The 21,717-nt window shown below is 57.2% G+C and carries 31 protein-coding genes, 1 tRNA gene and 2 pseudogenes; 33 read left to right on the forward strand and 1 reads right to left on the reverse strand.

Annotation, left to right across the window (positions count from 1 at the left end; all coding sequences use genetic code 11):
* Positions 1–152 precede the first annotated feature (152 nt).
* Positions 153–1,379, forward strand: coding sequence for a tyrosine-type recombinase/integrase (locus ACTU46_RS14710; protein ID WP_443383193.1), 1,227 nt, complete (start codon positions 153–155; stop codon positions 1,377–1,379).
* A gap of 166 nt (positions 1,380–1,545) precedes the next feature.
* On the opposite strand, the gene ACTU46_RS14715 is transcribed toward ACTU46_RS14710, so the two are convergent.
* A complete protein-coding gene (locus tag ACTU46_RS14715; RefSeq protein ID WP_443383196.1) occupies positions 1,546–1,932 on the reverse strand; it encodes a helix-turn-helix domain-containing protein in 387 nt (128 codons plus the stop codon).
* A gap of 100 nt (positions 1,933–2,032) precedes the next feature.
* On the opposite strand from ACTU46_RS14715, the gene ACTU46_RS14720 reads away from it, so the two are divergent.
* The 32 genes and pseudogenes from ACTU46_RS14720 to ACTU46_RS14875 all read left to right on the forward strand — a co-directional run bounded on the left by ACTU46_RS14720 (position 2,033) and on the right by ACTU46_RS14875 (position 21,653).
* Entirely contained in the window at positions 2,033–2,245 is a 213-nt protein-coding gene (locus ACTU46_RS14720; protein ID WP_443383199.1) for a hypothetical protein, read from the forward strand.
* A 90-nt stretch (positions 2,246–2,335) separates the two neighbouring features.
* The gene (locus ACTU46_RS14725; protein WP_443383202.1) at positions 2,336–3,325 is read left to right on the forward strand and encodes a YqaJ viral recombinase family protein; all 990 of its coding nucleotides are present in this window, start codon (positions 2,336–2,338) and stop codon (positions 3,323–3,325) included.
* Positions 3,322–3,576 (forward strand): hypothetical protein, encoded by a 255-nt coding sequence (locus ACTU46_RS14730; protein ID WP_443383205.1) that lies wholly within the window; start codon positions 3,322–3,324, stop codon positions 3,574–3,576. The genes ACTU46_RS14725 and ACTU46_RS14730 overlap by 4 nt, the downstream gene beginning before the upstream one ends.
* A 55-nt stretch (positions 3,577–3,631) precedes the next feature.
* Complete coding sequence (locus ACTU46_RS14735) at positions 3,632–4,558, forward strand: hypothetical protein (protein WP_443383208.1); 927 nt, start codon at positions 3,632–3,634, stop codon at positions 4,556–4,558.
* Positions 4,559–4,857: 299 nt separating this feature from the next.
* Positions 4,858–5,799: a hypothetical protein gene (locus tag ACTU46_RS14740; protein WP_443383211.1), complete on the forward strand. Its 942-nt coding sequence runs from the start codon at positions 4,858–4,860 to the stop codon at positions 5,797–5,799.
* Complete coding sequence (locus ACTU46_RS14745; protein WP_443383214.1) at positions 5,800–6,132, forward strand: hypothetical protein; 333 nt, start codon at positions 5,800–5,802, stop codon at positions 6,130–6,132.
* Positions 6,133–6,252: 120 nt separating this feature from the next.
* Positions 6,253–6,579, forward strand: coding sequence for a hypothetical protein (locus tag ACTU46_RS14750; protein WP_443383217.1), 327 nt, complete (start codon positions 6,253–6,255; stop codon positions 6,577–6,579).
* A gap of 263 nt (positions 6,580–6,842) precedes the next feature.
* Positions 6,843–6,914 (forward strand) — tRNA-Met (locus ACTU46_RS14755).
* Positions 6,915–7,314: 400 nt separating this feature from the next.
* Positions 7,315–7,713, forward strand: coding sequence for a hypothetical protein (locus ACTU46_RS14760; protein WP_443383219.1), 399 nt, complete (start codon positions 7,315–7,317; stop codon positions 7,711–7,713).
* Complete coding sequence (locus ACTU46_RS14765) at positions 7,710–8,333, forward strand: hypothetical protein (RefSeq protein ID WP_443383221.1); 624 nt, start codon at positions 7,710–7,712, stop codon at positions 8,331–8,333. The genes ACTU46_RS14760 and ACTU46_RS14765 overlap by 4 nt, the downstream gene beginning before the upstream one ends.
* A gap of 53 nt (positions 8,334–8,386) precedes the next feature.
* Positions 8,387–8,578, forward strand: a complete 192-nt coding sequence (locus ACTU46_RS14770; protein WP_443383224.1) for a hypothetical protein — start codon at positions 8,387–8,389, stop codon at positions 8,576–8,578.
* Positions 8,578–9,129 (forward strand): single-stranded DNA-binding protein, encoded by a 552-nt coding sequence (locus ACTU46_RS14775; protein ID WP_443383227.1) that lies wholly within the window; start codon positions 8,578–8,580, stop codon positions 9,127–9,129. Before ACTU46_RS14770 ends, ACTU46_RS14775 begins: the two co-directional genes overlap by 1 nt.
* 11 nt (positions 9,130–9,140) lie before the next feature.
* A complete protein-coding gene (locus tag ACTU46_RS14780) occupies positions 9,141–9,374 on the forward strand; it encodes an HNH endonuclease signature motif containing protein (RefSeq protein WP_443383229.1) in 234 nt (77 codons plus the stop codon).
* Positions 9,375–9,612: 238 nt separating this feature from the next.
* Positions 9,613–9,810: a hypothetical protein gene (locus ACTU46_RS14785; protein WP_443383232.1), complete on the forward strand. Its 198-nt coding sequence runs from the start codon at positions 9,613–9,615 to the stop codon at positions 9,808–9,810.
* A 289-nt stretch (positions 9,811–10,099) separates the two neighbouring features.
* Positions 10,100–10,237, forward strand: coding sequence for a hypothetical protein (locus tag ACTU46_RS14790; protein WP_443383234.1), 138 nt, complete (start codon positions 10,100–10,102; stop codon positions 10,235–10,237).
* Entirely contained in the window at positions 10,234–10,512 is a 279-nt protein-coding gene (locus ACTU46_RS14795) for a hypothetical protein (protein ID WP_443383236.1), read from the forward strand. The genes ACTU46_RS14790 and ACTU46_RS14795 overlap by 4 nt, the downstream gene beginning before the upstream one ends.
* Before the next feature lie 37 nt (positions 10,513–10,549).
* Positions 10,550–10,864 (forward strand): hypothetical protein, encoded by a 315-nt coding sequence (locus ACTU46_RS14800; protein WP_443383239.1) that lies wholly within the window; start codon positions 10,550–10,552, stop codon positions 10,862–10,864.
* A 17-nt stretch (positions 10,865–10,881) separates the two neighbouring features.
* Positions 10,882–11,778 (forward strand): tyrosine-type recombinase/integrase, encoded by an 897-nt coding sequence (locus ACTU46_RS14805; RefSeq protein ID WP_443383241.1) that lies wholly within the window; start codon positions 10,882–10,884, stop codon positions 11,776–11,778.
* Complete coding sequence (locus ACTU46_RS14810; RefSeq protein ID WP_443383244.1) at positions 11,756–12,508, forward strand: hypothetical protein; 753 nt, start codon at positions 11,756–11,758, stop codon at positions 12,506–12,508. Before ACTU46_RS14805 ends, ACTU46_RS14810 begins: the two co-directional genes overlap by 23 nt.
* Positions 12,505–12,882, forward strand: a complete 378-nt coding sequence (locus ACTU46_RS14815) for a hypothetical protein (RefSeq protein ID WP_443383246.1) — start codon at positions 12,505–12,507, stop codon at positions 12,880–12,882. Before ACTU46_RS14810 ends, ACTU46_RS14815 begins: the two co-directional genes overlap by 4 nt.
* Positions 12,879–13,196 (forward strand): hypothetical protein, encoded by a 318-nt coding sequence (locus ACTU46_RS14820; RefSeq protein ID WP_443383249.1) that lies wholly within the window; start codon positions 12,879–12,881, stop codon positions 13,194–13,196. Before ACTU46_RS14815 ends, ACTU46_RS14820 begins: the two co-directional genes overlap by 4 nt.
* Positions 13,197–13,203: 7 nt before the next feature.
* Positions 13,204–14,508, forward strand: coding sequence for a replicative DNA helicase (dnaB, locus tag ACTU46_RS14825; RefSeq protein WP_443383252.1), 1,305 nt, complete (start codon positions 13,204–13,206; stop codon positions 14,506–14,508).
* A gap of 478 nt (positions 14,509–14,986) precedes the next feature.
* Positions 14,987–15,361 (forward strand): hypothetical protein, encoded by a 375-nt coding sequence (locus tag ACTU46_RS14830; RefSeq protein ID WP_443383255.1) that lies wholly within the window; start codon positions 14,987–14,989, stop codon positions 15,359–15,361.
* Complete coding sequence (locus tag ACTU46_RS14835) at positions 15,361–15,708, forward strand: hypothetical protein (protein ID WP_443383258.1); 348 nt, start codon at positions 15,361–15,363, stop codon at positions 15,706–15,708. Before ACTU46_RS14830 ends, ACTU46_RS14835 begins: the two co-directional genes overlap by 1 nt.
* Positions 15,701–15,964 carry a glutaredoxin domain-containing protein gene (locus tag ACTU46_RS14840; protein ID WP_443383261.1) on the forward strand — a complete coding sequence of 88 codons (264 nt, stop codon included), beginning with the start codon at positions 15,701–15,703 and terminating at the stop codon, positions 15,962–15,964. Before ACTU46_RS14835 ends, ACTU46_RS14840 begins: the two co-directional genes overlap by 8 nt.
* Positions 15,961–16,455: a dUTP diphosphatase gene (gene dut / locus ACTU46_RS14845; RefSeq protein WP_443383264.1), complete on the forward strand. Its 495-nt coding sequence runs from the start codon at positions 15,961–15,963 to the stop codon at positions 16,453–16,455. The genes ACTU46_RS14840 and dut overlap by 4 nt, the downstream gene beginning before the upstream one ends.
* 525 nt (positions 16,456–16,980) lie before the next feature.
* Positions 16,981–17,349 carry a hypothetical protein gene (locus ACTU46_RS14850; protein ID WP_443383267.1) on the forward strand — a complete coding sequence of 123 codons (369 nt, stop codon included), beginning with the start codon at positions 16,981–16,983 and terminating at the stop codon, positions 17,347–17,349.
* A pseudogene (locus ACTU46_RS14855) lies at positions 17,334–17,669 on the forward strand (ribonucleotide-diphosphate reductase subunit beta); the annotation flags it as partial. The gene ACTU46_RS14850 and the pseudogene ACTU46_RS14855, both read left to right, overlap by 16 nt.
* A 981-nt stretch (positions 17,670–18,650) precedes the next feature.
* Positions 18,651–19,313, forward strand: a pseudogene (locus ACTU46_RS14860) (ribonucleotide-diphosphate reductase subunit beta); the annotation flags it as partial.
* Positions 19,314–20,107: 794 nt separating this feature from the next.
* Positions 20,108–21,052 (forward strand): hypothetical protein, encoded by a 945-nt coding sequence (locus ACTU46_RS14865; RefSeq protein ID WP_443383270.1) that lies wholly within the window; start codon positions 20,108–20,110, stop codon positions 21,050–21,052.
* Complete coding sequence (locus tag ACTU46_RS14870; protein ID WP_443383273.1) at positions 21,049–21,270, forward strand: hypothetical protein; 222 nt, start codon at positions 21,049–21,051, stop codon at positions 21,268–21,270. The genes ACTU46_RS14865 and ACTU46_RS14870 overlap by 4 nt, the downstream gene beginning before the upstream one ends.
* The gene (locus ACTU46_RS14875) at positions 21,267–21,653 is read left to right on the forward strand and encodes a hypothetical protein (protein WP_443383276.1); all 387 of its coding nucleotides are present in this window, start codon (positions 21,267–21,269) and stop codon (positions 21,651–21,653) included. Before ACTU46_RS14870 ends, ACTU46_RS14875 begins: the two co-directional genes overlap by 4 nt.
* Positions 21,654–21,717: the final 64 nt, after the last annotated feature.

Below are 21,717 nucleotides of genomic sequence, written 5' to 3' on the forward strand. Positions count from 1 at the left end.
CAGCTTGGAAGGCTGAGGTAAAGTGTACAATGTACACCCGTACGGCACGATATGCACCAAATCTGAGTACACCAATTACACATTGTCACACTCTGTGCCGTGCTATAACCCCACTTTTTACCCCACCTGATATAGGACGTGACCCCACCCCCATGACAGTCACTATGGTTGGCCCCTACTTTGATGCGACACGCGGCCTGCACATCATCGAACTCACAGACGGCTACAAACCCAACGGGAAACCGAACCGCACGAAGGTCTCTTCCAGGTCGAAGAACGAGTGCATCCGCAAGAGTCAGGAACGTCTCAAGGAGATGGTTAATGGCGAATGGCGGCCAGGACGAAAGCCCACTGTCGCGCAGTGGATGGACGAGTGGCTTGAGGAGATTGCCCCTGAGAAGCGTAACCACCGGACGATGGCAAACTATCGGGGTTTCACTGCGAATCATATTGTCCCCAGCATTGGCGGGCGCAAGCTCAATGAGCTGACTCCTCGCGACATCCGAGGGATGCACACAGATATTAGGGAGAAGGGATTGTCTGGGCGAACAACCCAGCAGGTCCACGCCCTACTCTCCCGAGCCCTTAAGGATGCTGTCCGTGAGGGGATTATCGCCACTAATCCATGCGACCAGATGGACCGCCCCGTGGCGAAAATGCAGATCGCTAAATCATTGTCGGCGGTCGAAGCGAAAGCCGTGATTCAGCACGCGGCGAACAGTGACGATCCAATGGCCACCCGCTGGATCGCAGCACTTCTGACCGGCGCTCGCCAGGGCGAACTACTCGGGTTGACCTGGGATCGAGTGAACCTTATGGAGGGCACGATCCGCATCGACCGGCAGCTAGATGTCATGCCCTGCACTCATGGCTGCGGGCAGCGAAAGTACGACCGCTGGCCGTGTGGCCGCGTCGCAGCATCACACTGCCCTGACCTGATCATTGATTTCGATACCGGCCCGGATGACATTGTGCAGATCCAGCAGAACCGGGTGTGGCGATCCCCGAAAACCAGAGACAGCGTTCGAATCATCCCGATCCCGCACGCCCTGAAAGTCGCGTTGGTGTTTCACCACCGGGAAACATGGGTGGAAAACCCGGCAGGTCTAGTGTGGACAAACCCAGACGGCTCCCCCGTTGGCCGGCGCAGCGACACAAACCGGTGGAAGCAGCTCCTCAAAGATGCCGGTGTGGGGCACGTGAAACTCCACGGGGCACGTCACACGATGGTGTCCCTGATGCTGGACATGGGAGTTGACCCAGAGATCATTAGGCAGATCGTGGGGCACTCCACGATCACATCCACCCGTGGCTATATGCACGTCGATCAGGCTACGAAGCGGGCCGCTTTGGACACACTGTCACGGGAACTGGAATAGCGTTGTTCGCACGTCGCCACCTTGTTCGAAAACGATAAGGGCGGTGCGGGGTTTCGATGGGGGCACTCCTGGCCATTCCATCCAATCCCGCACCGCCTGTTTTCCATCCTCCATATCGAGGGATGGGTGGGGTTCAATGCTGCCCGATTGGGGGCTAATTACCAGATCAATCAGTTTTTTCTCCACGGGCACGGGCCTCTCGTATGGCTCTTACGAGCGCGGTTACTATCCAAACGTCATCATTGCTCAGGTCTGAGACATCGATAATACCCTGGCGTTCGATAATCGCAAGTGTGTTCGAATCGTATCCCGCCGCCGTGAGGACATCTTTCACATCCGCCCCAGACACGACCGCGATCTTTGCGAGGGTGCTTGCGGGGACTGCCCATGACACCTTTTCGCCGTCCTTGTATCGGGTGCCACTTTCGGCGTTGATCACTGTGGATCTGGATACTCCGGCTGTTTTGGCTACGTCGGCCTGCCGCATGCCGTTACGCTCGCGGGCTTCAACTAGTAGCTGTCCGGCTTTCCACTGAGGTTCCTTTTTCGTCATGATGTCGATGGTACCTTGCACAATTTGCACTTACCCAACCAGCTTGTCTTGTGCACTTTTGGTGTGTAACGTTGTACTTGCCGAACCGAAAGGATTACTAGTGACGAAGCCGCAACCTGCTTTGCCTGAGACTGCTGTTCCGAAGATCCTGTACGACCGGGAATCGGCGGCTTATGCCTTGTCGATTGGTACGACTGCGCTTGATGAGGAGCGGCGAGCTGGCAGGCTTGCTGCGGTGCGTTTTCGCCGCTCTGGTATCCGGTTTCGGCATGATGATTTAGTCAGGTGGGCCGAGACGCTACCTGAGGATTAAATAACGAATCCCCTGCACATTCCGCCAAGAATTTGCGTGCAGGGGCCGGCAATGGAGGGCACCCCAAGGGGTGCTGAAAGGAACAACCAAATGCAAGATATGAGTGTATCACCCGTGTTGGTGCCGGGTACACCTGAACATTTGCGGACGATGACTGCATCGAAGATTCCGGTGATTTTCGGCCTTTCAGATTGGGAGTCCCCTGCCCAGTTGTGGCTCCGTATGCGGGGTGATATTCCGCCGCAGGATGTCAATGATGCGATGCTCCGTGGCCACAATCAGGAACAGTCCATCTTGGAATGGTTCTTTGAGCGGATGCGCCCGGAGTTTGAATGGGTGTCCGGGGAAACCACTATCACCCGCCCGGATCTCCCATGGGCGGCAGCGAACCCAGACAGCGTGGCGAAGATCGACGGGAAACACATCTTGGTTGAAGCCAAGTCCGTGGCGCGCCCGAAACAGAAAGTCAAAGACGGAGAAATTGTCTCTGACCCCAACGACCCTCGCCTTTGGGGAAAGCCGGGAACGGATAACATCCCTTGGGTTTACACCGCCCAGGTTCAGTGGCAGCTTCACATGACGCAATATTTCGGAGGCCTCATGGCCCGCGAAGCGCGACTGGTGAAGCATGGACCATGGGTAGATCAGTGGGACGAATATGTCATCCACTACAACCCTGAGTTTGCAAAGATGCTTGAGCGGAAAGCTCACCAGTTCTGGCTATCCCTTGCGGATGGTGATGCATGCCCCGAGCCGTCTGCCACCCTCGGGGAAGCCGCCGCGTTCGCCAAGCTCCACCCGGAGATTGAACGCGAGTTGGAGTGGCAGGTCAGCCTTGATCGTGCGATTGCGTTCCATGATGCCCGTAACCGCGAGAACCAGGCGAAACTCGACGTGGAGCAGGCTAAGGCCATGATTCTCCGTGACATGGGGAATGCGCGTGTTGCGAAGGTGGGGGAACTTCTTGTTGCCCGCCGTCAGCCCACTAAGAAGGGTGTGTCGCTTTATCCTCCGCAGGGTGATTTGACCGCCGCAGACATCCACCAGGCAGCACAGAAAGACCAGGAGACAGCAGCATGAACACCAACCACAAAACGGAAACGACCATCAAGCTCCCTATGGGAGGTGGAGATTTCCGGCCATCCATCAGGGTTGTCTCTGACCTGACTTCCCCCACTGATGGAAGAGAAGTCGAGATGACCGTGAGCAGTGGTCACTTGGGAATTTATGGTGGAGGGCCATCAACTGTGAGCCTGAAAGCATCCGAAGCGCAGGATCTCCTCGAAGCGCTCTCCTATCACCTCAATGCTATTTCCCGCACTGAATTCTAGGATCACTCACCAGTAACTAGCGGCCACCGCCAAGGCCGATTGAGAGGAACAACCAATGTCTACCGAAATCGCACGCACCCAGGACTCACTCACTGAGATGGTCAACTGGTCACAGAACATGGCCATGGGTGACATGCTGCCGAAGCAGTACCGGGGCAAGCCCGCCAACCTGATGTTCGCCGCCGAATACGCGGACAGTCTGGGGATCAGCCGAATCCACGCCTTGACCTCCATCCACGTTATCGAGGGCAAGCCGTCCGCATCATCAGACCTTATGGCCGCGATGGTACGCAAAGCGGGGCATAAGCTCCGTGTCTGGGATGACGGCGACACCGCGCACGCCCACCTGATCCGCCATGACGATCCCGACTTCACCTTTGAAGCCACATTCAGCATGGCAGACGCGAAGGCTGCGAAGTTGGAGAACAAGGACAACTGGAAGAAGTACGGCCCGTCAATGCGACTCGCCCGCGCCATCTCCAAGGTGGTTCGCATGGGCGCACAGGATGTCATGGCCGGCAATATCTACACCCCTGAGGAACTGGGGGCCGATGTGGATGCGGAGGGGAATCCGCTGCCGCAGAAGATGACAGCCACTCGGCAGGATCAGCCCGCCCCGCCAGTGCCCAGCGTGCCGCAGCAGCCACAGGACCAGGCAAGCCGACTCATGGCCCACATCCAGCAGCAGCCACAGCAGGTCGCACAGCCCGCCCCGCAGGAGTCCCAGCAAGGGGACGCTGATCTTCGTGGCGACTTTGAAGCAGCCAAGGAAACCGGCGATATGGATCTGGCTCTCGCACTCATGAACCAGGCAATCACAGAAGGCCACCAGGAACTCGCCCAGGAAATCAACCAGTGGGGCATGGACATGCAGCAGCTCGCACAGCAGCAGACCAACACCACACAGCCTGAACCCCAGCCCTCCCCCGCCATGAGCCCAGACACCGTGCAGGAAGTCCTCAACGCGGAGATCGTCTCCTAACCCACCCGCCAACCACCCCGAGGGGCCACCATCACACCACTGGTGGCCCCTCTACTTTCCGCACCAAAAAGGGAAACCGTCATGGGAAGTCAACGTTGGGCGGGCACAGATCCCGTCACAGGAAAACGCAACTACTCCAGCCGATCCGCAGCGAGGAAAGCCATCCGCCAGATCGGCGGCACCCGGATGACCGCATACAGGAATCCAAACAACCCCACCTATTGGCACATCGGACATCTGCCTAGGGCAGTCCGCCAGGGTGTCACCACCCGCCACGAACACTACGAAAGGAACCAATCATGAGCTTTGAAGCAGTCGGCTGGGCACTCCGAAAAGCCCCCGCCAAAGGGAACGCAGCAATCATCCTCATCGCCCTCGCAGAGCGCGCAGGCGGCGAATACCCCGCGTTCGAAGCATCCTTCCCATCACACGCGACATTAGCCAAAGAAGCCCAGGTTTCCGTCGCCACCGTTAAACGGGTTCTGAGCGACCTTGAAAAGCGAGATGTCATTCGCCGTGGAAATCAGGGCATCCCCGAAGTTCTGGGATTCCGTAAAGATCGCCGCCCTGTTGTGTGGAACCTCAATGAGAAAGCTGTCCGAAAAGACCCAAATGAGGGTGATGAAGCCCCCACAAATGAACGACAGCTCAAAATGAGCGACCGCTCAAATAGCGATGAACGACAGCTCAAATATGAAGCCACGGTAGCTCACAGCTATGAGCTACAAACCTCCCTTGAACCTCCCTTGAACCTCCCATTGGAGAGAGGGGATTCCCCCGATGGATCTCACACACCTGATTCAAGGAAGAAGTCTGCACTTCCACTTCCCCAGGATTGGATGCCGTCTCAGGAAGTGATTCAGGCGATGGCAGAAGAGTGCCCGATGGTGGATCAGTCTTCTGAGCTTCTTTCCTTCCGGGATCACTGGTGGAGCAAGGATGAACGTCGCGCTAGTTGGGATGCCACTTATCGGAACTGGATTCGCCGCGCCGCCAAATGGTCCGCCCCCCGCAACGGGTCTCCGCAGTCTTCTTCTGTCCCTGCTGGTTTCAAGAAGGCGAATGCTTCGGAGCGCCGGATGTTGGAAACTCTCATGCTCCTCGAAAATCCTGACCCCAGGATCGTTGAAGCGCATCGAACGGGACTGGTGCCCATGAACTTCGGTTCCGCCCCGCAGGCGGGCGTACAGGCCCAGTTTCAGCCCACCCCACAGTCGATGATCGAAATGGAGATCCGCTAAATGATGACCCGAGAAGAAGTAACTCTCTTCCTTGCCCAGATCCAGGCTGTGGATAACCGCACCATCACTGCGGAGACGGTCACCGCTTGGCATGATGCCGCGACCCGCCAGAAGTGGACGATGGATTATGCGGTGGAGGGGATGCGCCGTCACTTCTCCGAGTCCACGGATTGGCTGATGCCAGGGCACATCACCCAGAGGATTCGCACGATTCGTCGTGATCAACAACCACCACTCAAGGCGTTGCCGGCTGCCCCGGAGTCTGCGTCGGATCGGGCGATGCGGGACAAGGTGATGGCTAGGTACCGGAATCGTGAAGTGCACACCAGTTAGACCTACCACCTGTGGTTTCGTGTCAATTGTGTACTTGCAGTTGACATTCTTATGGTGGTTCTGCCATACTTATTCCAGACCGCAAGGGGCCACCGCCAAGGCCTAGCGATTGAAAGGAACATGATGAATCTTCAAGAGAAGATCACCCAGATTGCCCGCAATATCTCCCCCGATTGGGATGGGAAGATCGCCAGCCGGAAGTCCGGTGATTGGGGGAAAGTTCACAGTGTGGACATCTACTCCTACCGCGATGGTGTGAAGTTTCTGATCACCCTTGCGGCGCAGGACAGTTACGAGGATCACGGTGTGAGCGTGAATGTGTACCGCACCGGCAACGATGGTTTGACTGGTCTGATGATGGCTTCGCATATTGCCCCTGATCTGGTTCCGGGGATCATTGCCCAGGTCATCGAGCATGACGTGAACGCTCTGACCCTCGCAGCCTGATCGGCTGGTTGGGGGCCGCGCATCCTGATACACGCGGCAGGACGGGCCTGATACAACCCGAATAGTCTGAATGGTTTCTCCCCGGTTCGATTCCGGGGGCAGGCGTTGGCCGACACAGCCCTAATCGTGAAGAACCTTATGTTGTTTGACAATCAAATCAGCCGCCCGGTGAAGATATGGCGAGCGCGATGACCATCGTGCCATGACCCAGACCCCCTATTGCAGGGGAGGGAAACGTGCCGGGATAGAACAAGGCGAACAAAGCCGCACTAGCTCACTGGTAGAGCATCCGTCTCATACGCGGAGGGCACCCGGATCGATACCGGGGTGCGGCACTGTGCATAGCCACATGCACTCGTATGAAAAGGAAATCTCATGACAAGTTTCACTCCGCACGCAGGGCGGCCAAACCTGCAACAACCAGGCACATCCACTGGGGTGTGGCCGCAACAATACCGTCTCCGCTGCCATGCGGATCTGCAACAACAATAGGTAGCCCGGACGGTCACAGCAGGGGTTCGACTCCCCTGCCGGGCACAACTTCCGCAATGGAAGTGACATGACAATATCCCCGCGCCAACGGGGACCATCTGAAAGGAACACCAATGCTTGACGCACTTATCTCCCTCATCGTCCACGGCGACTACATCTCCCAGTGGAACGCCTACGGGATTGCCGAGGATCACTGGTTCATCGACATGGTTCTCACCGCAACCGGACGATAGGACAACCACAATGAACAGCAACAACATCCAACAACAAGCAGCAGAGGTCCTAAATCAGGGTGTCTACCTCGATGACCACTGGGTGATCCGCCCGAACAGCAACGAAGCCGAAGCCGTGCTTGGCACTCTTGCCGCCGCCGGACTACTCGCCCCGGACCTGCCCCGTGACAACGTTCCCCCATTCGGCAGTGGGGAATGGTCCGCAGGATTCGAATACGTGATCCACAGCAACAAGGACATTTCGGAAATGGGGAACGCTCACTCCTATGCATGGGCACCTGGCCGTATCGGATTCAGCGCCCCTCGAATCATGGACACCGATCAGGCGGAGGGGCTAGCCCTCGCGATTCTCGCCGCAGTCAAAGCAGACCGCCGATACCACGCCAACCAGGAGAAGAATCAACAATGACTATCACCCCAACCCGTGATTTTGAGACCATCCAGCAGCAGGTCGGTGAAATCACCGGCAAGATCCCCGGGGCCTGGTGGGTCGGCACGGAAAAGACCTTGCCCATGCGCGACCAGTACCAAGAAAAGTGGTTCGTCCAGAAGGAAGCAATAAAAGCCCTGGCAATCGAGCTGGATTGTGACCCCACCAAAGTTTGGATGAACGGTGGATGGGGGGCCTTCTGGTACGCCGGCTTCACCCCGAACGACCTAGACAATCCCGACAAGGCTTTGCGCCGAAAGTCAGGACACCCATCAGCTGAGTGTTTCGTCCCGAATCGGCGCACCAAGGCAGGGAAAGCCCTTGAACTCAGGATGGAAGAGATCAATAAGTCACCGGAAGCACCGCACCTGCACCGTGACTTCACCGGATACCGGGGAACGATCATCCGCCCTGCCGGCGACGGCAGTATGTGGCACAGCGAACTGGTCTGCACGACGAAGGAAGGGTTCTACCCGTTCTTGTCGGTCTCTGAAAACCCGGACGATAACCCGTATGCGGAGAATTTCGAGGTTGACCCTGAGCTGTGGGAGCGGATCCCCGCGTCCTGGCTCGCACGAATCATCGAGGAGAGCAAGTGAGTGACTGGTATTTAGTCAGCGTTCCTAGTTGTGATGACGTGACGAAAGTTCTCATGAGATTCACCACCGAAGAGCTGACTACAGCTAAGCGCATCGCGGAGGAAATCACCGCCAATGGTGGCGGATGCCGCCCGACGATGAAAGTCATGGCCGTGGAACCATCCCCGGACCAGGCAAGCGAGTGGGATTACGACTTTGAAGACCCGGACACCGGAGTCAAATACAACACCAAGGAGAACATCTAATGGCTTACACGACCATCACCGGCAACATCGGCAAGGCACCCGAACTCAAGCAAACCAACGACGGCAAGGCCCGCACCTTTTTCAGTGTCGCATGGTCTGAGCGCTACAAGGACAAGACCGGCGAATACATCGACGGCCCGACCGTCTGGGTTTCAGTCACCGCGTTTGGCAAGAAGGCCGAGAACATTGTCAACAGTCTCGGCAAGGGCCAGCAGGTCAATGTGACTGGCAACCTGATTCCGAAGATCTGGGCAAAGGACACCGGTGAGGAGATCTCGTTCGACATGATTGCGGATGAGGTTGGTCCGTCACTGAACTTCCAGGTGGCTCAGGTGTCTAAGCCGGGTCAGCAGTCTCAGCCGCAGCAGGGTGGTTTCGGCCAGCAGCCGCAGGGCCAGCAGGGGGGCTATAACCCGCAGCAGGCAGCGCAGCAGCAGGGCGGCTTCGGCAACCAGCAGCAGGGCTTCGGCCAGCCCGCCCCACAGCAGGGGTTTGGTCAGCAGCCGCAGATGGGCTTCGGAAACCAGCCCACCGGATTCGGGCAGATGTGAAAAGGGAAACCATGAGCCACAACGATCCCGAAGATGGAATTGAAGTCCTGCCGTTCCTAGACGAATTCGGAGATGTTCTCGCTCCACTCGTAGACGAAAACGGCAAGATGCACACCCCAAAGCTTGCCGACATTGTATGGGAAGCCTTTAACGGACCCATCCCGGATGGTCAGCATGTCACTCATATTGACGGGGACAAGAATAATAACCGGCTAATAAACCTGAAACTTACTGACACTAAGTAATCAGGAAACAGTTTCATAGGGGGTGCGCATCTTACACGCACACACATTCTTTGCCCGACCGCCAACGGGCATCCATTTGAAAGGGACAACCAATGTTTCAGCAACAACAACAGGGCCACCACACATGGCCCCTCACCACATACTGCGACGACTGCGGACAAACAACCACAATCCTCCCGCAAGACACTTGGGCACTCTGCAAAGACTGCCACACAACTGAATCCAAGCAGGTGACAGCATGAGCACCCTGTTTGACCTACAACTAAAAGCTTGCGACCTCAAACCCGGCATCAAGGTCAAAGCACCCGAACACCGTGGCGCGGTCCGCACCATCAGCCGAGTGCAGACACTCGGCAGCATGACCATCATCGAATACGCCGAAACCATGGGCGGTCGCACCTACGACCACAACGACATGGTGGAGGTTGTGTCATGACCGCCGATCAGGATCTGCACCACTCCATGGATGAGACGATCATCGCGGAGTTTCAACAACCCCTGACCCCCGGCCAGTGTGCGTATGTGGGGTGCGAAGAGTCCCGAAATGATGACTCTCGCCTATTCATGTGTGGGCACCATCAAGACATGGCAGACGGAATCAAGCACAACCGGCGGCCATACCGATGCCATGAATGCCAGCAATATATCGGCAGTGAATCCGCCACAGGGCTATGCCTTCCATGCGGTGCGCGGTACGCATCTAAGCAAAAGAGTCCGGTGTTTGTATGACTGACATTGCGGAAACCATCGGCGTATACACCCCAACCATGGAGACGGACACCCCGTGGCGTGACCTCGGGGCAGCCCTCATCGCAGCACTGGGCATCTACACCATCATCGTCTTTGCAGGGGTCTCGCTATGAGCATGAAACTCACCACCCCAGACATCATGCGACTATTCGCCACACCCCTGGAAGACCATGAGTGCGCCCGGATCGGCTGCGAACAACCACGAGACGATAACTCCGAACTCTCGATGTGCCGAGACCACCAGGCGAAAGCAGCCAAGACGAAAGCCCGCCGCCCCACCCGCTGCTACAACTGCCAAGGCTACATCTCGCTCTACAACAAAACGGGCGTGTGCCAGAAATGCGGAAACTTCACCAAAGGTAACGTCCAGAAACTCGCATACGTCTAAAAGCCGCACGCCAATGCGGCCCAAGGAGGAACAACCAATGCTCAGCGAAGATAATCTCATCAAAGAATTCGCACACCAGTGCGAACACATAATTGCCGTGGAAATCACCGAACCCGGCGGCAACTGGACCATCACATGGATGGAACACACAGAAGTCACCACCGGGCATGCCAATGATCGTTGGGGCATGATCACCCGTGAAGTCATGCAGGACATTAATGATTGGGCGGACGGGGAAACCCTCGACAACCTCCGCAAAAAGCTCACATCATTGCAGGATCGCGGGGCGTGGGATGTCATCATCGACATCCCCGAAGACATGGCCCACCACGCAATCGGAGTGATGGCATGACCGCGCCCCAACAAAGCATGAACATCTCAGATGCTATCGCCAAGTGGCTAGACCATGCCGAGCTTGTTCGAGGATGGTCGCCTGCAACAGTCCGGGGCTATGGCTCAGACATGGGCAGACTGTCGGCAACCATCTCCGACGTGGAGCAGTTCACCCTGAACCATGTGCGTGGCGCTCTCGCTGAGGCTCAGCATCTCGCGCCCGCAACCCGCGCCCGGATGGTCAGTGCCGCGCAGTCGTTCGCGCAGCATGCCCGAGATCAGGGCTGGTCTGATGGCGGGGACATGCACCGGCTGATGCTGCCGAAACTCCCGAAGAAAGTGGCTGAGCATTTCTCCGAGAAGGAGACCGCCCAGCTTTTCGACAGTCTCAAGAAGACCGCCATCCCGGATGAGATCGCGGTCCGAGATTGGGCACTTTTCGAACTGGTCTATGGTGCCGGGTTGCGGGTGGCTGAGGCGTGCTCGATGGACCTAGATGACGTGGACGCGGTGACTATGAAGATCAAGGTCACCGGGAAGGGAAACAAGCAGCGGGTGCTACCGATTGGCCCGAATCAACTGTTTCCCTTGGTGATGATGATGGGCCTGCGTAACCCCGCCGTCCCAGATGAGACGGCCTTGTTCCTTGGGGCGAAGGGCGAGCGGATGGGTGCTCGCGCTGCCGGTCGCGCCCTGGCTGAGGCATGCGATAAGGCTGGGCTGAGGGCACTTAGCCCGCATGCGCTTCGGCATTCGTGCGCAACCCACATGGTCGATGGCGGCGCAGACATCACAGTGGTGAGGGAATTTTTGGGTCATGAGTCCCTCGCGACCACTGAGCAGTATGTGCATGTCGCGATGAAGAAAATGGTGTCCATCTACCAATCAGCCCACCCCAGGGCAGTGATGAGTGATGTCAAGAACGCGGCGTAACCCCGGCTGGGTGACCTCGGGTGCGGTGTCGGATTTCCTGCCCGCCGAGATCGAGGTGGAAGAACATGAAGATGAGTATTGGGACGGCACGCTAGAGCACCTGCACACTATGGGGAAGATCGCAGCCTCACGGGCCTTCTATCAGGGGACCTCGGAGCCTGACCGCAGGGACACCGCCACATCAGCAATCAGCATGGCCCTGGCCGAGAACCCTGACACCACCGTGTGGGAGTTGCTCCGATTGGGGCAGACCGCGATCAGTAGGGAGCACCAGGACCGTCTTGGGCAGAACGGTGCCCGAAAGTCTAGTGGTGGCACCGGGGCGCGTTTCGCCGCCTACTGGGAACCCCATAGGCCAGCGTTCGCAAACTTCGGGCTGGACCGGATTGCCGTACACCAGGTGTTCGACGCGCTAGGCGACCGGCATCAGGAAGACCTCCTCGGGGCAGCGTCATTTGAGTCCCTCACGGAGCATGCCGAAGCAGTCGGCAGAACTCTCGCCACCATGTCCGCCAGGGTGAAAGAAGCCCGCCAAGCAGCCCTCGCGGCGTGGTTCGACTGGGAAACCCCACCACCAGTCTCCCGCCGATCACGACGGCATGAGCAAGTGAAGGAATGCCCACAAGGACATGCCCAGAACATTCACCGGAAGTGGAAAAGCAACGGGGCGCAAGGACGGAAAGCCTACTGCTCCCAGTGCCACCGAGAAAGGAACCGAAAAACAGCATGACACAACAAGAGTCAGTAGATCAGATCAACGAAATGATGAAGGACCACAAGGCCACCAGCAAGCTCATCAAAGAGGAGCGCAAGATCATCGCTACGGAGGCTGAGAGCTTCGGGCAGCAGATCCTTGATGCACGCCGGGAGCTGGGGATACCCGACCCGGATGGTAAAGAGTGGGGTCAGAGGATGGTGCAGTTCCAGATCGGACTGCGTGCCCTGGCTATGGGGATGCAGGAGCCGGATTTCACTATCGACGGAGTCCCCGACAGTCTCCGCTTGTGGTTAACCAATCCCATGACAGATACTCCCGCCAGCAATGAAGACCTCGGAATGTATATCGAGATGCTCGCGGAGCATGAAATGAAGGCGGCGGCATGACTGCACCATCGAAGATTGAATGGCTGACAGCAGATGAAGTAATCGCCCGGTGGGGAATCCACCGCAGCACCCTCACCGGATGGTCACACAAAAGGAAAGTCAACCGCCAACGAGACGGCAAAAGATACATCTACCGTGCTGATGAAATCGCCAAAGCATACTACGCATCACGCCCCACCCCAGGGCGGGAAGCAATCCTAGAAGAAGTGGAATTCTTCCTCGGATTCGGCAGCTCACTCAGCACGGTGGTGGAACACCTGGCGAACTCCTACCGGGTGCGGCCCGAAACGATCCGGGATCATCTCAAGGAGTGACAAAACCATGGCAGACCTGCCGCATGATGAGGTAGCCGAGCAATCAGTCCTCGGGGCGATGATCCTCAAAACATCGGCAATCATTGACGCAGTAAACATCGTCAAGACGGGTGACTTCTACGCCCCGAAACACCAAGCAATCTTCCAAGCCATCATGGACATGTTTAGTGATGGCACGGAGATTGATGCGGTACTCCTCGCAACCCGGCTCACCAAAACCGGCGACATCGGCATGGTCGGCGGGGCCGGGTACCTGCTAGACCTCATCAGCATGGTGCCCACCGCGTCGAACGCGGCACGCTACGCAGAGATCGTCGTGGAAAAAGCCACCCTCCGCAAAGCCCTCGAAGCCGGAGTGCGCATCCAACAAGCAGCCACCTCGCACGACATGGGCGCAGCAGAGGTTGTCGAAATGGCGCAATCAGCCACAAGCAGCCTCACCCGCACCGAACAATCAGACATGGAATCCATCACGGATCTCCTCGGGCCGACGCTCAATGAAATAGATGACATCGCATCAGGGGAAGACGGGGCAGGAATCCCCACCGGGTTTCATGACCTCGATGAATACACCAACGGGCTAAAGGGCGGTCAGATGATTATCGTGGCCGCCCGCCCCGGTGTGGGAAAGTCCACCATTGCGCTGGACTTTATGCGGAATGCAAGCGTCAAGCACGGAAAAACATCCGTGGTGTTCTCGTTGGAAATGTCCAAATCAGAGATCGTGAAACGCCTACTCTCCGCAGAAACCAGCATCAAACTAGGCGACATCTCATCCGGGAAACTCCGAGACGAAGACTGGGCAAAACTCGGGGCCAAAGCCAAACAACTAGAGTCCGCACCCATCTTCATTGATGACTCATCCAACCTCACAATGATCACCATCAGGGCAAAAGCACGGCAACTCAAACAACGATCCGGGCTAGACATGATCGTGGTGGACTACCTACAGCTCATGTCATCCGGGCAGCGTGTCGAATCCCGACAACAAGAAGTGTCTGACTTCTCACGACAACTCAAGTTGATGGCGAAAGAACTAGACGTGCCCGTGATTGCCATCAGCCAGCTCAACCGAGGGCCAGAATCTCGGGAGGATAAGCGCCCCCAACTGGCCGACCTTCGCGAGTCAGGCAGCTTGGAGCAGGATGCCGACATAGTCATGCTTATACACCGGCCAGACAGTCAAGACCGGGACCATCCCCGTGCCGGCGAAGCTGACATCATCCTGGCGAAGCACCGTGGCGGGCCCATCGGGGATGTGAAGATCGCCCACCAGCTGCACTATTCGAGGTTCGCAAACATGGCACGCTAGGCGTAACAGTGTACTTTCAAAGTACACAACCGCAGGTGATAGAGTGTAACCCGATGGTAAAAGCACCCTGCCGCCACACTGACTGGCATATAAACCCCACACCTGAAACAACCCCTCAGGCGATCTCAATGTGCCACGGCTGCCCCATCATCAAGCAATGCGCAGCCGATGCCCTCACCGCCGGAACATCATTAGACGGCTCATGGGTATGGCCCGCATCCGGTGTCATCCAAGCCGGGGTGGTCTGCGAAGGTGACGAACTCACCGGAGTGGCCCTCTCCCTCATTGCGGGCATTCCGATCCCTGAATATCGGGACATGAAACCCCGATACCAGCCACCCGAGACATGTGCCGGGTGTGCCGAGCCGATGGCAAGAAGAAGCCGGGACGGTTCCCCCATCCCCGATGGGGTTGTGATTCACACCGCGAGGGGCCTATGCACCCTCTGCTACAAGAGACACCAAGTAGGTGGTGAAGAATGGCAAACCGAAACAAACAAAAAGGCGACCGAGCCGAACGTAGCGTAAGGGACCATGTCCAAAAGGCGTGGCCCGAATCTTTCAGAACCCGCGCAGGTTTTAATGACGATCTCGGAGATGTGATCGCTGAAACACCCGCCGGGCGAATCGTCCTCCAAGTCAAAGACGTTGCCACACCCGTATGGAAAACATGGTGGGCACAACTCGCATCACAAGTCACCAACTGCCGCCGGGAGTCCGCCAAGCAAGTCCTTGGTGGGGCCATTGTTCACAAGGCACGAGGCCAAGGAAACCCCGGCGACTGGCGAGTGGTCATGACCCTCGACCAGATGATTGATCTCGTTCAAACACTCACAGAAAAGGAACAACCATAATGTTAACCCCGAAGCAATTTAAGCAACGTGTTCAACTTGCTTTCGCAAACTCATGGGCACTCTGCGCCGGATACATCATTGTCGGCACCGCCATCAGCGTGGTTGGGAAGCGCGCAGATCGACGCGAGCAGGCGGAACTCATTGCCGAAGCCCTCGCACCACACTTTGAAAACACCAATCAGGATATCCACCCCGTGTACGCCGGTGAAGAGCTGGACCCCTATGTTGGCAACGATGACCACGGGGAAGCCACTGACCCCTTGAAAGACATGGTGGCCTTCACCGACACGAATGGAACCGACTGGTTCAAGAACGCTGCCGGCAAGTGGGTGAACCTCGATGCTTAGCGCGATTGTGTACACCCGGCCCGGATGCTCGAAGTGCCGCGTCACTGCGAGGAAGCTCGAATCTGGTGGCGTTGCTGTGGAACAGCGGCAGATTGATGACCATGATGATGTTCGGTCACTCATGGAATCCGAAGGACGCAGGGCGCTCCCCTACGTCGAAGTCTGGCGAGAAGGCGAAGACGAACCCGCATACCGGTGGAGTGATCTCCGTGTAGGAGACATCCAGAACGCCATTGAAATGGTGAGCGCCAAATGATTCAGCGTATCCGTGAATGGATCTACAACATTGCCATTGACGCGGCCCTCGACATGGAGGGCGCTCCCGTCAAATTCACCACCATTGACCGTGGCTACGCCCCCACCCGCGCCACCGACGGATCATCCGCATGGGACCTCCGCGCCAACTATGACGTGATCCTCGACCCCGGGCAGCGGCACGCAGTGCGAACCGGAGTTGCCGTGGAACTCCCCCAGGACACGCACGCCACACTCCTATCCCGCAGCGGATGGGGCAAGAAGTACGGCATCACCCTCGCAAACAGTGTCGGGCTGATTGACACGGACTATCGCGGGGAAATCATCGCAGTCCTCATCAACCACGGCGACACCCCGATCAACATCGAACGCGGCGACCGAATCGCACAACTCCTCATACAGCGCTCCCTCGAAGTCTCATTCACCGAAGTAGACGCACTCACCACCACAGACCGTGGCACCGGAGGATTCGGCCACACCGGCACCAAATAGCCACCGCCAAGGCTACGAAAGGAACAACACCTTGCAACCCGTGCAAGACATGCCAGACAACACCTGGATCAAACCCCGCATCGCCGCCGCCGCCTACAACATCCCCCCCACCACATGGAACAAATGGCGCGAACGCGGACACATCCGCCGCCGAGGAGTATCCAGCGCATCAGAATGGCACCTCGGAGACTTCCGAACACAAGTCAAACGCTACCGAGATAAACAAAACTTTCTCATGCGCCCCGACCGGCCAACACGATCACCACGCATCGAAGCGGCCATCCTCCGAAAGTTCTCCGCACCACTCTCCCCCGGTGAATGCGCCCACATGGGATGCGAAACACCCCGAGACCCGGACTCGCACATGTACATGTGCCCCGAGCACCACAGTCGGGCAATCCGCCCAGTGCCCAGCATCCCCGCACGATGCTGGGGATGCCAGTACCCCGTAGCGGAAGATAACGCTTTGCACCGTCGTGGACTCTGCGATATGTGCTCGCAACGAATCCCATCAGGGGTGGCGGCATGAGCTGGATTGATCAACCCCTGTTCGAGTTCGAAGACATCGGCATCCACCCCGCCGAAGCTGCCTACTATGCGAGTATCGCGGCGCAGCACACCTGGCACACCGCTGCCGAGGAAGCCATGAAACACCTCGCCAAGAGTGGTGATGTGTTCAGTGCAGACGATCTGCGTGAACTCCTCGACGGGGCAGGTGAACCACCCACCCCCAACGCCTACGGCGGATTATTCATCTCCTGGTCCCGCCAAGGACTCATCCAACGAGTCGGCGGCGGCACATCACGCGGTGCCAAGCGCAACGGAGGACACCGCCACACCTGGCAAGGCACACGGCACCAACAATCAGAAGGAACCACATGCAACACGCAGTAACCCCCGCCAAATACCAAGACGGCGACATCGTAGATTCCATCAACTGGAACGAAATCCCCGACCAGATGGACATCGACATCTGGAACCGCCTCATCTCCAACTTCTGGGTGCCCGAAAAAGTACCCGTATCCAACGACATGCCAGGATGGGCGCAGATGAGCGAAGCTGAACAGACCGCCACCATGCGCGTGTTCACAGGGCTGACCATGCTTGACACCATGCAGGGCACAGTCGGGGCAGTCGGCATGATCAAAGACTCACTCACACCCCATGAAGAAGCCGTCTACACCAACATCGCCTTCATGGAAGCTTTCGCAGCTGGAACGGAACTCCTCACCCAAGACGGATGGAAGACCATCGAAACCGTCACTGACGGCGACCTTGTAGCGCAATTCGATCCCGACACCAACACCACATCATTTTCACGCCCAAGAATTGTCCCCCCACACTTCTCAGACGAAGTATACGAAATTGTCAGCAACAACGGGAACGCCCGACAGATCGTTTCAGGCGGCCATCGCGTTTACCTTGAAGAAAAGATCAAGAAGAACAACGCCTGCCAGGAATGGGCACCAGCCGTCTACGAAGCCCGGGACCTCGTAAACGTCAACCTCAACAGTCAGCACCGCCGATTCCGCTCCGCAGCCCCCGCCGCCGAAGGTGACGGCATGAGTGACATCGACCGAATGCTGGTCTGCATCAACGCCGACGGCAGCTTCTCAGGAGAGCGATACACCGGGGAAAAGGTTGGCACCATCCCCGCTCGATTTGGATTCTCAAAGCCCCGGAAGATCGAGAGGTTCCTAAACCTCGCCAATTCCATCGGGTGGAGAGTCCGCGAAACCACCATGCAAGGCAGTCAGAGATCTTTCTACCTTGACGTGCCGCTCGATTACATTCAGGATGGCCGAACCAAGCGGATGGACAATTGGTGGAACCTCACCTATAAGTCATCCACCTGGTGCCGTGACTTCGTTCGCGAGATCGGCGTGTGGGATGGGCACACCCTCAAGGGTGACAATGGAGTCACGTTCTACACCACCAGCCACGAAGATAGTGACTTCGTTGTCGCCGCCACTGCCCTCGCTGGATATCGGAGTCGCACAACCGTGCGCCACGATGACCGTTCAGAGACGTTCATGGATTCCTACGTCACCAACATCACATGGAACAAAGACACCGTTAACGCCCAGTCAATGAGCGTGACTCAAGTAGAACCACAGATGGTGTACTGCGTCCAGGTTCCCACGACATTTCTCGTCACCCGAAATGGTGAGTCCCCCGTCATTTCCGGTAACTGCGTCCACGCGAAGTCCTATTCCAACATTTTCATGACCCTCGCATCCACAGATCAGATCAACGAGGCATTCCGATGGTCGCGGGAAAATGAACACATCCAGTACAAGGCCCGACGAATCATGGAGTTCTACCGGGGGGACGATCCCCTTCGCCACAAGATCGCTTCCGTGGCCCTAGAATCCTTCCTTTTCTACAGTGGATTTTACCTCGCTTTAAGGTTTGCTTCACATTCCAAGCTGACCAACACCGCTGACATCATCCGCCTGATCATCCGAGACGAAGCGGTCCACGGATACTACATCGGCTACAAGTACCAGCGCGGCATCGAAAACCTCCCCCAGGAGGAGCGAGACCAGCTCCACGAAGACACCGTGGACCTCCTCATGGATCTCTACGAGAACGAAGCCCAGTACACCGAACATGTATACGACGATATTGGGTGGACCGAGGATGTGAAAGCATTCCTCCGCTACAACGCAAACAAGGCGCTCATGAACCTCGGCTATGAAGGCTTGTTCCCCGTCGATGACTGCCGTTTCAACAATGGTGTGATGACTAGTCTCGACCCGTCTTCAAATGAGAATCACGATTTCTTTTCCGGGTCTGGCAGCTCCTATGTTATCGGCACTGCCGAAGCTACCGAGGATGGTGATTGGGCGTGGTGAGGATGCGTGGCACTTGGCGGCGAATGACCACCCCGCTAGGCAGAATTGATAAAGCATTCCTGGTTGGATTTGCCGTACTCCTCGTGGCATCCATCGTGATGTGGACTGTTGACACCACATGGGCGAATGCTTGGGAGATTGTCGTAAGCACGGCCACTCTCGTGGTTATCTGGCGATGGTTCTGGTTAGAAGGCGAAAGGGAGATGTCCCGAGTGTTCACAAATATGGGCACCAGCATTACCCACGATCTCCACACCTACGGGGAAGTTTTAGTCACCAAGCGTGGCAACCGGTACGAAATCACCCCGTTGACCACATCGCGGGACACCTAAAACCCCCATAGCGGGCAGGGCAAAAGCACAATCGTTGGACATGCAAAGTGCAACCATGCTAGATTGTGAGTACACAAGCAGGGATTCACCGCCAAGAATCCCTGTGTAGTGAAAGGAACAATCACATGAGTCAACAACCCTGCCCGCACATTGCGGGGCCATGACTTTACGAGTGGGGCGCGCACACTCAGATAACGCGCACACCAATCCGCCAATTGGACCCGAAGGAACAACCAATGCAACAACAATCGAATCACATCCCGACTGCTACGCCGCCCGCGTCGATGCGATTCAAACTCTGCTTTGCCGGCATCCTCCTCGCTTTGATTGCTGTGGTGGCGCTGTGACCCACATCGACGGCACCAGCACCCCATGGGACTGCTGCCAAGCCTGGGAATGCGTCTGCGGACTACCCGACGAAGCCTTCGACATCAGCCCCATCAACCACAAGGAGAACCGGAAATGAGCACCGACCCGAAGATGCACAAGGTTCATGAATGGGCCAAGAGAACAATCACCAGAGACATTTTCGCCACCGGCAACGAACTTGCAGCAGCCCGCTACATCATGGACCTCCCCGCGCACATCATCGACGCAGACAAAGTACGGGAGGTGATCGACGAGCTATGGCGCGAAGCGAATCGCCGGAACAACCTTCTGCCCAATATCGCCAGCAATATTGACCACAACATAGGTTTCGTGGACGCCCTGCACTGGGGCGCGGCAAGGCTGGAAGCCCTCCTGCCTGCCCCTAGGCCGCGCACCTTGGCAGACATGACCCCCGAAGAGCGGGCCGAGACCCAGTGGATGCAGGCGGATCATGTTGAGCACGGCAGGGTCATCATCACCCATCCCGGCAGCACGTACATTTACTACATGAAGCCGAGTGGGCTTTCTGGTGGTGTTTCATCTTCCGGAAGCGACCGCATCACCCCGTTGCCTGATTTGCCCCGCATGGTGTGGCCCGCACCGGAGTCTGACGTGTCGATTATTGCCCCGAAAATCGACACATCCACCGAACATGACGATCCAGTAAACATGTCGAAAGACCCGCTCCCCGGTGAAGCGTGGCTGATTGAGGTGCTCGGCGAACAGTACCGAGCGGTGCGCAACTTCTCCGAAGCAGGCTGCGAATGGTCAGCCGACAACGATGACTGTGGCTTCTTGTTTGACGCCGCTGAAGTTACCCTCATTCGTCGCCTGGTGCCCGAGCAGCCGAAACGAGTGCTCACCACCGAAGAGGACTACCGGGAAGCAGCAATCGAGACCGTGTCTCACTGGGGAAACACGGTGATCGAGAAGAAGGGGCCTGAAAGCTGGTTCTCAACCTCCGGCATCTACAACGAAACCAGTGCATACCTGGCAAACCTTGGGGAAGCCACCGTCATCTGGGAGCCAGAAGCATGAGCCACCCGCAGATCATCCGCACCATCACGGAACTGGAAGCACTCGATCCCGACACGCTAATCACCAGCTCCGAGGCATCCTTCTCCGGCCCGGCGGTCATGCAGCGGGCCGACTGGGTCAACGATTACCAGATTGACCCCACCGGGATTTTCCCCCTCGCAGTTATCGCCACCGGGGATGCCGTCAGGGAAGCCCGGAAAGCACTGGAGGAAGCATGAAGATATTCCGAGGGGTATTCGATCCCGCGCAAGAGCACATCGACATGCAGGTAAACAAGCTCACTGGCAGTGAGATCGAGATGTACGAAAAGCACAGCACAATCGATGGGCCACATGAGCTTCTGCAAGACGTGGACCGAGAGACGCTGGAAGGCCGCTATGCGTACATCTGGAATCGGGAATTAGAGCAGCGGGTCATGAAACTGGCTTGGCGGTCCCAGAACGTCGAAGAGGTCCGTGAGGCATATATGCAGGGAAAGTCAGCTGCCGCCGGTGCCATGCGAGTACTGGACCAAGTTCTCTACCTCCATGACCAGGGGAGAAAGAGTGTGAAGCTCTCGGACCTCATTGATGCGTTCAACACAACGGAGGAGGAAGCATGACCGCAGGACGATGGAGAGTAGAGCAACTAACGGAAGATACGTGGGGTAATAAGATGTTCACCCC

Source organism: Corynebacterium sp. A21, from assembly GCF_052266655.1.
Classification (GTDB): Bacteria; Actinomycetota; Actinomycetes; order Mycobacteriales; family Mycobacteriaceae; genus Corynebacterium.